Here is a 15,848-nt window from a genome sequence, read left to right as displayed (position 1 = left end):
CTCTTCTTATAACATGATACGGTCGATATGAAACAGGGCGGATGGGTAAACGGGAACATGCCTTTAAAGGCGTTAAGTTGTGCGGTCTTTGCGGCGTGCGCGGGCTTTGCCCATGCAGCGGACAAACCGGCGGCACAGGACAGCACGATGGTTGTGACGGCCACGGCACCTTCTTCTTCCGGGCAGGAAGATGAAACCAATGTGGTGACACATGAGGCGGTGGCTGGCACCAAATCCAGCTCGCTGATTAGCCGCACGCCGCAGAGTATTTCGGTGGTGACACAGGCGCAAATCGCGGCCATGGCGGCAAAAAATATTCCCCAGACGCTGCGCTACGTCGCGGGCGTCTCCTCGGAAGATGCCGGCCCGGATACCCGCTTTGACACCATCATGGTGCGTGGCTTTGAAGCCGACGAATATCTGGACGGCCTGCGCCTGCCGCGCGAAGCCTGGTGGAGCCGCCCGGCGTGGGATCCGTTCCTGCTCTCCCGCATTGAAGTGGTCAAAGGTCCGGCTTCGGTGCTCTACGGCCAGGCCAACCCCGGCGGCGTAGTGAATCTTGTCAGCAAAACGCCGCAGGCCCAGCCGGGCGGCCAGGTTTACGTCAGCGCCGGGAATAACAGCCAGTTTGGCACAGGCTTTGACGTCACCGGCCCGCTTACCGACAGCAAAGAGTGGCTTGGCCGCGTGGCGGGCACCTTCTTCGACACCAAAACGCAGGTCGATCACACCCGGTACCAGCACTACGACATTGCGCCGTCCGTGACCTGGCAGCCAAACGATCGCACCAGCCTGACGCTGCTGGCCCAGCTGCGCCAGGATCCTGACACCGGTTTCTACAACATGCTGCCGGTCAAAGGCACGCTGGTGAACAACCCGAACGGTAATATTGGCACCCATTTCTACGGCGGCCAGCCGGGCTTTGATACCTACACCCGCAGGCAGGGCAGCATCGGCTATCAATTCCGTACCGAATTGAACGACAACATTACGCTGCGCCAGAACGTGCGTTACATCAGCAGCAGCGCCGATTACCGCATGGTGTACCCGTTCGGGACGTACCCAACCCAGCCGCTGGTTGACCGCTACTCCATGAACCTTACCGAAACGATGAGCAACTTTGCGGCGGATAACCAGGGCGAGTTCCGCTTTGATACCGGCCCAGTGTCGCACACCGCGCTGCTCGGCGTGGATGTGATGCACTCCTCGGTGCGCAGCCAGGCGGGCTACGGCGACGCTGCGCCGCTGAATTACCTCAACCCGGACTACAGCACGCCGGTCGAGATCCCGGCGTTTACCAGCAACAGCCATTCGACGATGGATCAAACGGGGCTTTACCTGCAGGATCAGCTGACGCTGGACAACTGGGTGATGAGCCTCGCCGGGCGGTATGACAGCGCGCAGACCAAAGCGACCAACCTGCTGGACGGTTCTCACCAGACGCGCAATGACTACGCCACCACCGGCCGCGCGGGGCTGTTGTACCACTTTGATAACGGCATTGCGCCGTACATCAGCTATTCCACCTCGTTTGTGCCAAGCGCGGGTACCGGGTTTAACGGCAATGCGTTTAAGCCAACCAAAGGCAAGCAGACCGAAGTTGGGCTGAAGTACGATCCGGTCGGTATGGACGCGCTGTTTACCCTGGCGTTGTTCGATTTGCGTCAAACCAACGTCGCCACGCCGGATCCCGATCATGTGAACTACAGCGTGCAGACCGGGGAGATCCGCTCCCGTGGGATCGAACTGGAAGGCAAAGTGAACGTCACGCCAGCCTGGCAGATCCTCGCCTCTTACTCGCTGACCGACCCGAAAGTGCTGCAGGCGAACGACGGCAGCGAAGGCAAACACCCGATGGGCATTTCCCGCAACCTGGCTAAGCTCTGGAGCCAGTACGCGTTCAGCGGCCCGCTGGATGGTTTCTCCCTCGGCGGCGGCGTGCGCTATGTCGGCCCAAGCTATGCGACAACGGATAACTCGCTGCAGGTGCCGGGCGCCACGGTGTATGACGCCCGCATCGGCTGGCAGTACCGCCAGTGGCAGGTTGCCCTTAACGCCGCTAACCTGACGAACAAAACCTACCTTGCAGCCTGCCAAAACAACGGCTGTGAGTACGCGGTTAAGCGTCAGTACGTGGCAACGTTAAGCTACCAGTGGTAAGCGAATGCTCTCCCGCAGACGTTTACTGACCTTTGCGCTGGCCGCCCCGTTTATCGGGGCGGCTGGTGCCGTTTCCGGGCCTCCGCAGCGCTTGGCGGTGCTGGACTGGGGGCTGACTGAGCTGATTCTGGCGCTTGGCGTGACGCCACAGTCGGTATCTGCCCCCGACTGGTATCGCAAGCTGATAGGCACGCCGGAACTGCCCGCCAGCGTGGTGGATATCGGCCTGCTGTTTCAGCCCAACCTCGAAACCCTGTATGCGCTAAAGCCCGATCTGATCGTTATCACGCCGGGTCACGCGCTTCTTAAGCCTCAGCTGGATCGTATTGCACCCACGCTGACGCTGCCAACCGGCAGTCTCGCCGAATGGCAAATTTCCCTCGATAAGCTGGCTGTTGTACTCCAGCGCCAGGCGCAGGCTCGTGCGGTCACGGCGGCTTTTGAGCAGGCTGCGATTCGTGCCAGAGAATCCGCTTCTGCTTATCAACGTCCGCTGTTTATCGCCACGCCGGTAGACGCGCTGCATATGCGGCTTTACGGCGCGGGCAGCCTTGCCGGAGATGTACTGTCGCGCTGCGGTTTCAGCAATGCCTGGCGCGGCGGCGTTAACGCGCAGGGCGAGGCTATGGTCGAGCTGACGCGCATTGGGGCAGACAATGCCGGGCTGATTCTATTGCCGGAGGACGGGCAATGGCCGCAGATCCAAGGCTGGCAGAGTTCACTGCTCTGGCAGCGTCTGCCGCTCACTTCTCAGACTCAGCTGGCTTTCCCGGCGCAAAAATTCAATTCCGGTGGTGCGCTGGTGACGGCCACGCGCATTGCCGCAGCATTGGGGCAAATCGTGGCGGGGTGGCAGCATGGCTGAGACGGGAAAAACGACGGCTTCCTGGCTGCTGATCGCCGGGCTTTGGCTGGCGAGCATCGTCATGGCGCTGCAAAACGTCGCGAAGCACGGCGGGCTTCTTCACGGCCTGAACGTGCTGTTTAGCTCGAAAATGGCCGACGCGCAGGCGGTGATCCTGCACTCCATGTGGTTCCCACGCCAGGTGATGGCTTTACTCGGCGGCGCCGTACTGGCCCTTTGCGGCTGGCTGATGCAGCGGGCGCTGCGCAATCCGCTGGCGGAACCGATTACCCTCGGCATGACTTCCGGCGCAACGCTGGCTTTGGGCGTGGCGTCGATGTGGTTCCCGGCGACGCTGCTCTCTGCACGAACCGGCATAGTGATTACCGGGGAAGTTGTCGCTTTGCTGCTGGTGTTGCTGCTTTCCTGGCGGCAGCGTCTGTCGCCGCTGGTGATGATTCAGGCGGGGATGTTGGTCAACCTGTGGTGCGGCTCGCTGACGATGATCATGGCGGTGATCAACGACCGTTTTCTGCTGTCGGTGCTGATGTGGGGCGGCGGTTCGCTGGCGCAGCAGGACTGGAGCGGCGTGACGGCGATTCTGCCCTGGCTCGGGCTGTGCGGCCTGGCTTTGCTGTTGTTGCTGCGTCCGCTGGCGCTGCTCAGGCTGCCGGAGGCGATGGTGAGCAGCCTGGGCGCATCTCCGCTGCTGATCCGTTCGGCGGCGATGGCGCTGGCGCTGGTGATGAGCGCCTTAATCATTAACAGCGTCGGGGTGATTGGTTTTATCGGCCTGGCCGCCCCGCATCTGGCGCGCTTGGGTGGGGCGCGTACCACCCGGCAAATGCTCAGCCACTCGCTGCTTATCGGGGCCGGTTTGCTGTGGTTCACCGACCTGTGCGTCAGCCGTATCACGCTGCTGGACGGGCAGCTGCTGCCGGTGGGGATGTTAACTGCCCTGACCGGCGGGCCGCTGCTGATCCTGCTGGCGGGCAAGGCCCGGCACCAGGTACTGGATACCACGCCTTCGGCTTATGAAGGCGAAGCCGGCGGCGTGCGCTTCCCGGCGGGCATGGCTTCTGCGCTGCTGCTGGTGGCTGTTGTGCTGTCGCTGTTTGTCGGCCAGGGGCTGCACGGTTGGCACTGGACGACCCTTGCGGAACAGCCCGCTTTGTTGCCGATGCGCCTGCCGCGCCTGCTGGCGGCATTGAGCGCCGGAGCTTTGCTGGCGGCGGCGGGCGTATTGATGCAGCGCGTGAGCGGTAATCCGCTGGCAAGCCCGGAGATCCTCGGCATCGGCGGGGGAGCGGCGATGGGCGTGACGGCATTTCTGTTGCTATTTCCGACGGGTGGGACGGGGCTGATGATCCTCAGCAGCGCCGCCGGGGCGCTGACCAGCCTGCTGGTAACGCTGTGGAGCAGCCGCCAGAGCGCCTTTAACCCGCAGCGGGTGCTGCTGAACGGTCTGGCGCTGAACGCGCTGTTCCAGGCCATCGCCAGCATTGTGATGCTGAATAACCGCCAGGCCAGTTCGATGCTGCTGCAGCTGATGACCGGCAGCACCTACTACGTCAATAACGGCATCGCCATCGGCGTGTTCTTCGCCATGTTGCTGCTGTTGGCGGTTTCTCCGCTGTGCAAACGCTGGCTACTGCTGCTGCCGCTCGGGCAGGTGAGCGGCTCGCTGGGCGTGAATGTCGCCAGGGCGAGGATTAGCGTGCTGGCGCTGGCCGCACTGATGACCGGGCTGGCCACGCTGATCGTCGGGCCGGTGTCGTTTGTCGGGCTGCTGGGGCCGCATCTGGCGAGAAAAGCCGGCGCGAAACGCCCGATGGCGCAGCTGTTCACCGCCGCGCTGCTGTCCGCGCTGATTATGGTGCTGGCGGACTGGATGGGCCGCAATTTTCTCTATCCGCGTCAGCTGCCCGTGGGGCTGGTGGCGTCGCTGGTCGGCGTACCGCTGCTGGTATGGCCGCTGATCCGTAGCCGGGCGCATATACATCAACAATAGCGCCGGCAGAGTAATGTCGAAAAGGAAGTAACAATGTCTCTGTTAATGATGCTGTTCCGCCTGGTGGGCGGCTGGCTGGTGCTGGCGGCGTTTGCCAGCGTGGTCAGCGGGCTAAGCAACGCCTCGCTGCTGGCGGTGATCAACCATAGCCTGACGCTGCCGCCCGGCGGGCTGGCCGACGTGGCGCTGAAGTTTGTGCTGCTGGCCGCGTTAATGCTGGGCACCCGCGTGCTGGCCGAAACGCTGTTTATGTGGCTCGGGCAAAAAGTGAAGGCCACGCTGCGCAAAGACGTGGTGGATCACGTCAGCGAAACCGCCTGGGCGCAGCTGGAGAAAACCGGTATGGCAAAGGCGGTGTCCATTCTGACCCAGGATCTCGACACGCTGGTGGTCTTTTTCGTCAGCCTGCCGGGGCTGCTTATCTACGGGGCGGCGATTGTCGGCTGCCTGATTTACCTCGGCACGCTGTCGTGGCAGGTCTTGCTGCTGGCGCTGCTGGTGCTTGGCCTGGGGGCGATGGGCTACCGCGCCGCCCACGGTAAAGCGTTGGGGCTGTTGCGTAGCTCGCGGCAGCGGGAAGATACGCTGATTGCCCAGTGTAAAAAACTGTTCGATGGCGGGCGCGAGTTTCGCCTGAACCCGTCGCGCAGGCGGCATTTTGTCGACGGACCGCTGAGCGAGAATATCGAGGCGGTGCGCATCGAACGCACCCGCGGGTATGTGTTTTACGGCCTGGCGAAGAGCTGGGGTAGCGTGCTGTTCTTCGCGTTTATCGGCGTGGTGCTTTACTGGCTGCGGGAGTCGCTGGCGCTGAGTTCGGCGGTGATGACCGGCTACACGATGATTTTTCTGTACATGATTGTGCCGGTGGAAGGCGTTTTGTCGGCGCTGCCGACGGTGACCAGCGCCCGCATCGCGCTCCAGCGAATCGCCCAGCTTAAAACCGATCTGCCGCAGGAAAAGCTGCTGCCGCTGAAAAGCCCGCCGCGTTTTGACGGCCTTGAGCTGGCCGATATTCGTTACGAATATCAGGGCGAAGAGGGGGAACGTTTTACTCTCGGGCCGCTTAATCTTCGTTTCACTCAGGGCGAGCTGGTCTTTCTGGTGGGCGGCAACGGCAGCGGGAAAACCACGCTGGCCAATCTGCTGGTGGGCCTTTACCCGCCGGACAGCGGCGACCTCCGACTAAACGGCAGGCTGATAACGCCCGAGCAGCGTGAGATCTACCGCCAGCATTTTGCCGTGGTATTCAATGATTTCTTCCTGTTCGATGACGTGGATAACGTCCACGAGCGCACGGCGGACCAGGTGAACAAGCTGCTGCACCTGCTGAAGCTCGACCACAAAGTGGCCTTCCGGGACGGGCGTTTCTCGACCACCGCGCTTTCTCAGGGGCAGCGTAAACGTCTCGCGTTGCTGCAGGTATGGCTGGAGAACCGGCCTTTTTATCTGTTTGACGAATGGGCGGCAGATCAGGATCCCGGTTTCAAAGAGGTGTTCTACAAAGTGCTGCTGCCGATGCTGAAAGCGGAAGGCAAAACGGTGCTCGCCATTACCCACGATGACCGCTATTTCCCGCTGGCGGACAGATTGATCAAGCTGGAGTCAGGGCAGGTGGTGGCAGACAGCGTACTCAGGCCGCTGTCTGCCTGAATCACAGAGCTAAACCAAATGACACGCGACGCGATGAGCATCGCCCACTTCCCGCAGCGCCGGGACTTCCTGGCGGCATCGGTCGGTGACCAGCGGGCAGCGCGAGGAGAAGCGGCAGCCGGAAGGCGGGCGAGAAGGATCGGGGATTTCGCCCTGAATGGCGGCCACCGGCTCGCTGTCCGGATCCAGCGTCGGAACCGCGGCTAACAGCGCCTGCGTATACGGGTGCAGTGGTCGGCTGAACAGCGTGTCGCGGCTGGCGGTTTCCACCAGTTGGCCGAGATACATCACCGCGACGTCGTCGCAGAGGTGCTCCACCACGCCGAGATCGTGCGAGATAAACAGAAACGTCACGCCGCGTTCGTCGCGCAGATCGGAAAACAGGTTGATGATCTGCGCCTGAATGGAAACGTCCAGCGCTGAGATCGGTTCGTCCGCAATAATAAAATCGGGGTTAAGGATCAGCGCGCGAGCAATACCAATGCGCTGGCGCTGGCCGCCGGAAAACTCATGCGGGAAACGGGAGTAATGCTGCGGTGCCAGCCCGCAAATCTTCATCACTTCCAGCACCTTGTCCCGCAGTTCGGCGCGGGTGCAAAGCTTGTGCTCCAGCATCGCTTCCCCGATGGCATCGCCCACGCGGATGCGCGGGTTTAAAGAGCTGTAAGGATCCTGAAATACCAGCTGGATTTTGGGGCGCAGCGCCCGCGATTCTTTGGCGCTCAACTCACTCAATTCTTTGCCGCGATACTTCACGCTACCGGCGGTTTTGTCATACAGGCCAAGCAGGGTGCGGCCAACGGTGGTTTTTCCGCTGCCGGACTCGCCCACGAGGCCGAAAATGGTGCCCTGGCGAATGTTGAAGCTGACGCCGTCGACCGCGCGCAGCTCGCCAGTTTGTTGGCCAAAAAGCCCGTCGCGCAGAGGGAAATGTTTTTTGAGTCCTTCGACTTCAATCACGTACTGAGTGTTCACGATGCGGACTCCGCTAACTCACTGTAAAAACAGGCGGCCTGGCGCTGCTGGCCGAGCAGCGCTGGAATGCCCTGGCGGCAGCGCTCGGTGGCACGTTCACAGCGATCGGTAAAGGCGCAGTAGGGCGGCAGGGCGGCTAAATCGGGCACCTGGCCGGGGATCGAATAGAGCCTGCGGCGGCGCTCGCCCGGGATTGGCCGGGAAGAGATCAGCCCTTTGGTATAAGGGTGCAGCGGATTGCGGAGCACCTCCGCCGTTGGCCCCTGCTCAACGATGCGCCCGGCATACATCACCACGACGTGTTCGGCCATCTGGGCGATAACGCCGAGATCGTGGGTGATCAGCATCAGCGCCATACGGTGCTGGCGCGCCTGATCCCGCAGCAGACGCAGGATCTGCGCCTGAACGGTGACGTCCAGCGCCGTCGTCGGCTCATCGGCGATCAGCAGCTTTGGCCTGCAGCTCAGCGCCATGGCGATCATCACGCGCTGTAACATCCCGCCGGAAAGCTGGTGCGGGTAGCTGGCCATCAGGCTTTCCGCTCGCGCCAGCCCGACGTCGGCCAGCATTTGTGTCGCCAGCTGCCAGGCGGCCTTGGGCGTTTCGCCCCGGTGGCGGATCAGCGGCTCGCAAAGCTGGTCGCCGATAGTCAGCACCGGGTTCAGGGCGGTCATCGGCTCCTGGAAAATCATCGCCAGTTCGTTGCCGCGCAAATCTGCCATCTGCGCGGGCTTCAGGCCCAGCAGATTTTTCCTCTGAAACAGGATTTCGCCGCCGTCGATACGCGCCGCCTGCGGAGGCAGCAGCCCCATCAGCGACATGGCGGTCACGCTTTTGCCGCAGCCTGACTCGCCGACGACGCCGACGGTTTGCCCGGCGCGAACGGAAAACGACACGTCCTGCACGGCACGCACGCGCCCCTGCTCTCCGGCGAAGGAGAGGGAAAGGTTATTAAACTCAATCAGCGCTTCGTTCATTTCGCGCCTCGCTTCATTTTCGGATCCAACGCATCGCGCAGGCCGTCGCCCAGCACGTTAATGGCGATCACGGTGATAAAAATGGCGATACCCGGCGGCATCCACAGCCACGGGCGGCGCTGGAAGTCGATCAGGCTGTTGGCGCTGTCCATCATGTTGCCCCACGAAGGCGTGGGCGGCACGACGCCGAGGCCGAGGTAGCTCAGCGCGGACTCCATCAGAATGGCGTTGGCCACCGCCATCGTCGCCATCACCACCAGAATTGGAATGGTGTTCGGCAGCAAGTGCCCGAACAGGCGGCGGCGGGCGGAAAGGCCTAATACGCGGGTCGCCAGCATAAAGTCGCGTTCGCGCAGGGAGAGGATTTGCCCGCGGACCAGGCGCGCAAGCTTTGGCCACTCCAGCAGGCTCAGCATGATAACCACCATGTAAATGCGCGATTCCGGCGAGAAGTCGAGCTCCGACAGCATCGCGCCCGCGACGATCAGCAGCGGCAGGCTGGGAATGGTCATCACCAGATCCGCCAGGCGCATAATCAGTTTGTCGGTCCAGCCGCCGAGATAGCCGGAAACCGCGCCGAGCAGGTAGCCGAGGGTGACCGAGAGCAGCATGGTCAGCAGGCCGATAATTAATGAAATGCGCCCGGCCAGCAGCAGGCGGGTGTAGACATCGCGCCCGAGGAAGTCGGTGCCCAGCCAGTGGATTTCGCCCGGCGGCTTGTTGATCATCAGGGCGTCGGTGGCGTCGTCCTTCCACGGCGACCAGAGCGGCCCCAGGGCGCACCAGATTGCCATCACTATCAGAAGAATCAGGCAGAACATCGCCAGGCGGTTGCGCCTCAGCGCCTGCCAGGCCTGATGCCACGGGGAAGGCGTCACCTGTGCCAGCGCCGGAATTTCGGCTTTGCGCAGGCGGCGGTTGGTAGAAAACAGAGAACTGAGCATCACGACCTCACCCGAATGCGCGGGTCGGCCCACGCGTAAAGCACGTCGGCAATCAGGTTGCCGAGGATGGTTAGTACCGCCAGAAACAGCGTGAAGCCCATCAGAACCGGGTAGTCACGGGCGGCGAGGGAATCAATATGAATGTGGCCGGCGCCCGGCCAGTTAAAGACCTTTTCGGTAATGATTGCCCCGGAGAACAGCCCCGGCAGCTCAAAGCCCAGCAGGGTGATGATCGGCAGCAGCGCATTGCGCAGGGCATGTTTAAGAATAACGGTGCGTTCGCGCAGCCCTTTGGCGCGAGCGGTGCGAATAAAATCCATCTTCACTACGTCCAGCATACTGGCGCGGAAGTAGCGCGTCAGGCTGCCCGCCTGCAGCATCACCAGCGCGAGTACGGGCAGCACAAGGTGGGCGGCAACCTGCACGACCCAGGCCCAGCCGGTGGCGTCGCTGCCGGTGTTGGTCATGCCGCCGACTGGCAGCCAGTGCAGATCTACCGCGAACCACTTGATCAGCAGCAGGCAGAGGAAAAAGGTCGGGAAAGACATGGCGGCGAACACCAGCACGCTGACCAGATGATCAAACAGCGAATTGGGTCTCATGGCCGAAACAATCCCCACCGCCAGACCAATCCCCCAGTAAAACACCAGCGCAATGGAGGCCAGCAGGAAAGAGTTCCAGATGTACTGGTTCAGCAATTGGCTAACGGGGATTTGATATTGCAGAGAGAAGCCCAGGTCTCCCGTCAGCAGTTGCCCAAGCCAGTGAAGGTAGCGGGTGAACAGCGGCTGGTCGAGGCCGTAAATTGCTTTGAGCTCGGCAGCGCGGGCGGCGGTCAGCGTAATATTGCCGTCGATAAAATCACCTGGCGTTTTCGCGAACAGCATAAAGATGATAAACGAGGCGAGCAGCAGCATCGGCAGGGTTTGCAGCAGGCGGCGCAGAATAAAATTTTTCATCACGTTCTCACTGCCGCCGCCCCGGTGAAAGGGCGGCGGCAAGGGTTACTGCGTTACTTAACGATTTTCACATCAGGCAGGCTGCCGGTCAGGCCGTTGTAGATATCTGGCTTAAAGCCGGTGACGCGGGCGCTGCTGGCGGACAGGATTTTGCGGTTGCCAAGCAGAATCACCGGGGGATCTGCCGCCAGCACTTTGTACAGCTCGTGGTAGATAGCTTTACGCTTTTCCTCGTCGAGCGTGGCGTTGCCTTCGTTAATCAGCTTGTCCACCTGCGGGTTGTTATAGCCGGACTCTTTGGCTTCGGTGCTGTAGTAATCCCACACGCCGTCGTGCGGATCGTTCAGCGTGCTGGTGCTAAAGGAGGCCAGATCGTAGTTGCCCGCTTTACGCTGCGCCATCAGGGCATTGAAGTCGACAACCTGCGGTTTCAGCAGCACGCCGATCTGCTGCCAGTTCTCTTTGGCGATAGGGATCAGCGCGTCGTTCAGCACTTTTTTGCTGGCCAGTAGCGTCAGCTCCAGGCGCTTGCCGTCCTTCACGCGGATGCCGTCCGGGCCAGGCTTCCAGCCTGCTTCATCCAGCAGTTTTTTCGCCTGCGCCTGATCGAATTTATACGGGTTCACGCCCTCCGGGTTATAAGCCCAGGAGATCGGCGAGATCGGCTCGTTGGCGACCGTGCCGTAGCCCTGGTAGACCACGTCGATCAATTTCTGGCGATCCAGACCGTAGATCAGCGCCTGGCGAACTTTTACGTCCTGCAGCGCCGGGCGGCGAACGTTGAATTCGACCTTGCTGTAGTCGCTGGAGCCGTAAAGGTTGATATTGGCGAAGCCCAACAGTTTCAGCTGCTCAACATCGTCCGGGCGGGAAGTAAAGGCGTCGTAATCCGTCTCGCCGGTCTGGAACAGCTGGAAGTTGGTGGACGGGTTAGTCACGCGGTAAATAAAGCGTGGCGTTGGCGGCGTACCTCGATAGAAATGGGTGTTGGCGTGGAAGCGAATTTCCTGCCCTGGGATGTATTTCTCATACACATACGGGCCGTTGCCCAGCGGTTTGCCGTGCAGGGTACGCAGGTAATCCAGATTGCCGCGCTGGTAGCCTTTGCCATAGTAGGCCTTCGACAGCACCGGGCCGCCAATTTTGCCCAGCGTGGTCGCCCCAGGTTGGGTGGTGGTGACCTGCAGCGTGAGCGGATCAATCACCTTCAGGCCGCTGACGCTGTCGGCTTTCCCGGCTTTGTATTCGGCCCCGCCCGCGATGTTGGCAAGCGTGATGTCGGTATCGCCGTCATATTTCGGGTCATACAGCACGGTGAGCGTGAACGCGACGTCTTCGGCGGTCAGCGGGGAGCCGTCGCTAAAGGTCAGGCCAGGGCGTAACTTGATGGTATAGACTTTGCCATCCGGGCTGACCGTCCAGCTTTCGGCAAGGCCAGGGACCAGATTTCCGTGGCTGTCCCAGTCAATCAGGCGCGAGAAAATGACGTTGGTGACGTTTTCATCCCAGCCGTTAACGAAGAAGTAAGGGTTGAAGATGCCCTGAGGTTCGGAAATCCCGGCGACCACGGTGTCTTTGCGTAGTTTAGCCGTGGCCGGGATTTGGCTGGCGTCGGTGGCGGGCGTGGTGCCCTCTTTTAAGATGTCATCGGCCGCCGCCGCGCCGGAGAAAACCACCACGCTGCTAATCAGGGCTGCCTGTAAGGCCAGGCGAAAGCGCGTGGGTTTTGTTTGTAATGCGTCAAGTAACCTGGCCAATAGCATTCCCTCAAGATTTTTTGCTGTAAAATTTACAAATCATGACGAAAGATAAAAGCCCAGATCTTGCCTGTCTAACAACGAAACGCTATGCCTTATAGCGATTTGTTCCTTTGCTCCCACAAAGCGTATTAGTTGTGCTGGAGCAAATCCCAGCGGTTGCCGTAGAGATCTTCAAAGACGGCAACCGTGCCGTATTCTTCTTCTCGTGGAACTTCGCAGAAATGCACGCCGTTGGCCGTCATCATGGCGTGATCGCGCCAAAAATCATCGGTGTGAAGGAAAAGGAAAACCCTGCCGCCGCACTGATCGCCAATAGAAGCCTGCTGGCGTTCGTTGGTGGCTTTGGCCAGCAGCAGGTGACAATCACTTTCCGGGTTTGGCGTGACGACGACCCAACGTTTCCCTTCCTGAGGCGTGTCCTCCACAAGCGTGAAGCCCAGTTTTTGTGTGTAGTATTCAATCGCTTTGTCGTAATCATCCACAACGATAGCCACGCAGCCCAGCGCCCGTTTTTGCGTTTTCAATGCCTGCTCCTTTCCTCTGGTGATAAATGGGGGCGAGCATAACATTCACCAAGGATTATTTCCGAAGTGTAACCATTCCTTGCCACTCTTAGCTTCAGGTGTTAAAAGGTGCCCCTTTGACAAATCACAAAGGAGCAGGGCGTGAAAAACACGTCAGTCGCCTCTGAGCCACAGGGCCAGGGTGCGGGGCCGGAGGATGGCCATCAATTACAGCGCGGCTTGCAGAATCGCCATATTCAGCTGATTGCGCTGGGCGGCGCGATCGGCACCGGACTCTTTCTCGGCATTGGCCCGGCGATCCAAATGGCGGGGCCTGCCGTCCTGCTGGGCTACGGCGTGGCGGGGATCATTGCATTTCTGATCATGCGCCAGCTCGGTGAGATGGTGGTTGAAGAGCCGGTTTCTGGTTCGTTTTCGCATTTTGCCTATAAATATTGGGGGCCGTTTGCCGGCTTCCTGTCCGGCTGGAACTACTGGGTGATGTTCGTGCTGGTCGGCATGGCAGAGCTGACCGCCGGCGGCATTTATATGCAGTACTGGTTCCCGGACGTGCCGACCTGGACCTGGGTGGCGCTGTTCTTCGTGGTGATTAACGCCGCGAACCTCGTGAACGTGCGCCTTTATGGCGAGATGGAGTTCTGGTTTGCGCTGATTAAGGTGCTGGCGATTGTCGGCATGATTGGCTTCGGCATCTGGCTGCTGGCTTCCGGCCACGGCGGCGAGCGCGCGGGCGTGAGCAACCTCTGGCAGCACGGCGGCTTCCTCGCTACGGGCTGGCACGGGCTGATTTTGTCCCTCGCGGTGATTATGTTCTCGTTCGGCGGGCTGGAGCTTATCGGTATTACGGCGGCCGAGGCGCGTTCGCCACAAACTACTATTCCGAAGGCGGTAAACCAGGTGGTGTATCGCATTCTGCTGTTTTATATCGGCTCGCTGGTGGTGCTGCTTTCGCTCTACCCGTGGCTGGAGATCAAGTCCAACAGCAGTCCGTTTGTGATGATTTTCCACGAGCTGAACAGTAATGTGGTTGCCTCGGCGCTCAACTTCGTGATTCTGGTGGCTTCGCTGTCGGTTTATAACAGCGGCGTGTATTCCAACAGCCGCATGCTGTTCGGCCTCTCCGTGCAGCGCAATGCGCCAAAATTCCTGGCGAAAGTCAGCCGCGGTGGCGTGCCGGTGAATTCACTGCTGCTGTCTGGCGCGATCACTTCGCTGGTTGTCGTCCTCAACTATGTGCTGCCGCATGACGCCTTTGGCCTGCTGATGGCGCTGGTGGTGGCGACGCTGCTGCTGAACTGGATCATGATTTCGCTGGCGCACATCAAGTTCCGTCGCGCGATGCGCCGTCAGGGGCATGAAACCCGCTTCAAGGCGCTGCTTTACCCGTTCGGTAACTACCTGTGCATCGCCTTTATGATGATGGTGCTGGGGCTGATGTGTACCATTGACGGGATGCGCGTGTCTGCCATGCTGCTGCCGGCCTGGATAGTGTTCCTCTTTATTGCCTTTAAGCTGCTGCGCCGTAAAACCCACTAAAGTCCCCCCAAATAACGCCAGCTGCTTTTAATCGGGTTGGCGTTATTTATAATTAAATATTAATTAAGTTTTTATTTTATATTCTCCAGTGGCAATTTACCTCCTGATTTGAGAGATTATATATAATCGAGAGGGGTTTGTTTTATGAGTTATTATATTTAATGATGTGATGTCTGGGTAATATAATCCTGATGAATAAAATAGGTGGCTGCATAAGTTAAATCTCATCCATCAAACAAGGAGTGTAAAGCGATGAGCAAGCGGAGTGATATAAAGGGCAGTGATTCAGCACATATAGCTACCTATGGACTGATTTATACCGAAGTGCTGGGATGGATCGATTTAGGTCATGCTCAAGGGACCGATATACGAAATTTGTTGCGGGACATTGACTCAGGGGAAAGGCAGGGGAAAGAATATTACGATGTGAGCTACTCACAGTCTATGTCTGAATGGGTAAGTAACATAAAAACGGGCAAGTTTATTAAATGGCGGATTAAACGTGGCCGTACCCTGCTTGAGCGCAGAAGTATTGCGCTGGCAATGATGGTGTCATTGACGCGCAAGTTCGAAGGGCTGCAGGCGTCATTTCCCGTTAGCCTGGTGACGGACAGTGGATTCAGCGGCGAGGATCTGGTGTCAAATTTGCTGGGGTTCTATCGGGTTGTTTCTATCCCAAAACCTTTTGGCATGTTAGGTGTAGTCAGCCGAGAAAAGGCGCTTAAACGCTGGGATCATTACGGCAAAATAGGCGGCTGGAAAAACGAGTCATTCCGGCCGCTGCTGTTTCCCGACCCCGATATCTTCCCCAACGGAAGGCCCTATAAAGGCAACTTGCCAAATTTTATGCAAACCGTCAGGCCGTGGAGCGATTTCCGCTCAGGCATTGTCAGGATTGCCAGCGCCGATGGCTCATATATCGATAAAGCAAAGGGAGGGACGTTACCTTATGCGTAACGCTTTAAAAGTGCTTATCGCGGTCGCTGTGGTGATTACCGCCGGGCTGGTTTGGGCCTGGCCCTATATAGAGATGAGCTTTGAGGGTAGCGCCCATTACACCGAACAGGACAAGCGGGAATATAAATTTTACACCCCCGATATCCTGCGAGAAATGCCGCGTATTTCCCCCCGCTACGACTTTAACTATGTGAATATTACCGGGCCTGCCGCATTTATCCATGTAGTCAGCTTTTATGATATTGATGACTCCAGCAAAGTTGATCTTTATCTGGAGGGAAAGGGATATACAAAACAGGATGATTGTTTTATCGATGGAACGTGCTGGAAAGGAAGCGATCCCGAGGAGACGATTACGGTTGCACACCACGAGAAAAAAAAATTCATTCAGGTAAGTGTCATTTACAATCTACGATAGCCGCTGATTATGCTGTGCCAGACATTGCCTATCGCAACGTCCGTCTCCTTCCCGGATTTAGGATAATTTTATGCAAACCGTCAGGCCGTGGAGCGATTTCCGCTCAGGCATTGTCAGGGTTGTCAGCGCC

13 protein-coding genes are annotated in these 15,848 nt (G+C 59.2%); 7 read left to right on the top strand and 6 right to left on the bottom strand.

Features of this window, described 5'->3' with window-relative positions; all coding sequences use genetic code 11:
* Positions 1-27 precede the first annotated feature (27 nt).
* The 4 genes from F3J28_RS12305 to F3J28_RS12290 are packed head-to-tail and all read left to right on the top strand — an operon-like array spanning position 28 to position 6,668.
* Complete coding sequence (locus F3J28_RS12305; protein ID WP_166876250.1) at positions 28-2,160, top strand: TonB-dependent siderophore receptor; 2,133 nt, start codon at positions 28-30, stop codon at positions 2,158-2,160.
* 4 nt (positions 2,161-2,164) lie between these two features.
* A complete protein-coding gene (locus F3J28_RS12300) occupies positions 2,165-3,025 on the top strand; it encodes an iron-siderophore ABC transporter substrate-binding protein (RefSeq protein ID WP_166876247.1) in 861 nt (286 codons plus the stop codon).
* On the top strand, positions 3,018-5,015 hold the full coding sequence (fhuB, locus tag F3J28_RS12295; RefSeq protein WP_166876244.1) for a Fe(3+)-hydroxamate ABC transporter permease FhuB: 1,998 nt from the start codon (positions 3,018-3,020) through the stop codon (positions 5,013-5,015). The genes F3J28_RS12300 and fhuB overlap by 8 nt, the downstream gene beginning before the upstream one ends.
* 33 nt (positions 5,016-5,048) lie before the next feature.
* Positions 5,049-6,668 carry a cyclic peptide export ABC transporter gene (locus tag F3J28_RS12290; RefSeq protein WP_166876242.1) on the top strand — a complete coding sequence of 540 codons (1,620 nt, stop codon included), beginning with the start codon at positions 5,049-5,051 and terminating at the stop codon, positions 6,666-6,668.
* A gap of 9 nt (positions 6,669-6,677) precedes the next feature.
* Here the strand turns inward: F3J28_RS12290 and F3J28_RS12285 are convergent, their stop codons facing one another.
* The 6 genes from F3J28_RS12285 to F3J28_RS12260 form a co-directional block, all read right to left on the bottom strand.
* A complete protein-coding gene (locus tag F3J28_RS12285; RefSeq protein ID WP_166876239.1) occupies positions 6,678-7,643 on the bottom strand; it encodes an ABC transporter ATP-binding protein in 966 nt (321 codons plus the stop codon).
* The gene (locus F3J28_RS12280; protein WP_166876236.1) at positions 7,640-8,620 is read right to left on the bottom strand and encodes an ABC transporter ATP-binding protein; all 981 of its coding nucleotides are present in this window, start codon (positions 8,618-8,620) and stop codon (positions 7,640-7,642) included. Before F3J28_RS12280 ends, F3J28_RS12285 begins: the two co-directional genes overlap by 4 nt.
* The gene (opp4C, locus tag F3J28_RS12275; RefSeq protein WP_166876640.1) at positions 8,617-9,564 is read right to left on the bottom strand and encodes an oligopeptide ABC transporter permease; all 948 of its coding nucleotides are present in this window, start codon (positions 9,562-9,564) and stop codon (positions 8,617-8,619) included. Before opp4C ends, F3J28_RS12280 begins: the two co-directional genes overlap by 4 nt.
* Positions 9,564-10,523: an ABC transporter permease gene (locus tag F3J28_RS12270; RefSeq protein ID WP_166876233.1), complete on the bottom strand. Its 960-nt coding sequence runs from the start codon at positions 10,521-10,523 to the stop codon at positions 9,564-9,566. Before F3J28_RS12270 ends, opp4C begins: the two co-directional genes overlap by 1 nt.
* A 53-nt stretch (positions 10,524-10,576) precedes the next feature.
* Positions 10,577-12,286 carry an ABC transporter substrate-binding protein gene (locus F3J28_RS12265; protein WP_502706903.1) on the bottom strand — a complete coding sequence of 570 codons (1,710 nt, stop codon included), beginning with the start codon at positions 12,284-12,286 and terminating at the stop codon, positions 10,577-10,579.
* 125 nt (positions 12,287-12,411) lie between these two features.
* Complete coding sequence (locus F3J28_RS12260; RefSeq protein WP_008454438.1) at positions 12,412-12,807, bottom strand: VOC family protein; 396 nt, start codon at positions 12,805-12,807, stop codon at positions 12,412-12,414.
* A 141-nt stretch (positions 12,808-12,948) separates the two neighbouring features.
* Between F3J28_RS12260 and pheP the strand changes: the two genes are divergently transcribed.
* From pheP to F3J28_RS12245, 3 genes are all read left to right on the top strand, one after another.
* Complete coding sequence (gene pheP / locus F3J28_RS12255; RefSeq protein WP_166876228.1) at positions 12,949-14,343, top strand: phenylalanine transporter; 1,395 nt, start codon at positions 12,949-12,951, stop codon at positions 14,341-14,343.
* A gap of 252 nt (positions 14,344-14,595) precedes the next feature.
* Positions 14,596-15,300, top strand: a complete 705-nt coding sequence (locus F3J28_RS12250) for a hypothetical protein (RefSeq protein WP_166876224.1) — start codon at positions 14,596-14,598, stop codon at positions 15,298-15,300.
* Positions 15,293-15,718, top strand: coding sequence for a hypothetical protein (locus F3J28_RS12245; protein WP_166876222.1), 426 nt, complete (start codon positions 15,293-15,295; stop codon positions 15,716-15,718). The genes F3J28_RS12250 and F3J28_RS12245 overlap by 8 nt, the downstream gene beginning before the upstream one ends.
* Positions 15,719-15,848: the final 130 nt, after the last annotated feature.

Origin of the sequence: Enterobacter sp. Ap-1006, from assembly GCF_011752835.1 — a bacterium.
Taxonomy (GTDB): domain Bacteria; phylum Pseudomonadota; class Gammaproteobacteria; order Enterobacterales; family Enterobacteriaceae; genus Cedecea.
Note: the sequence above shows the minus strand (reverse complement) of the source record. Positions and strands in the feature narration are given on the sequence as shown.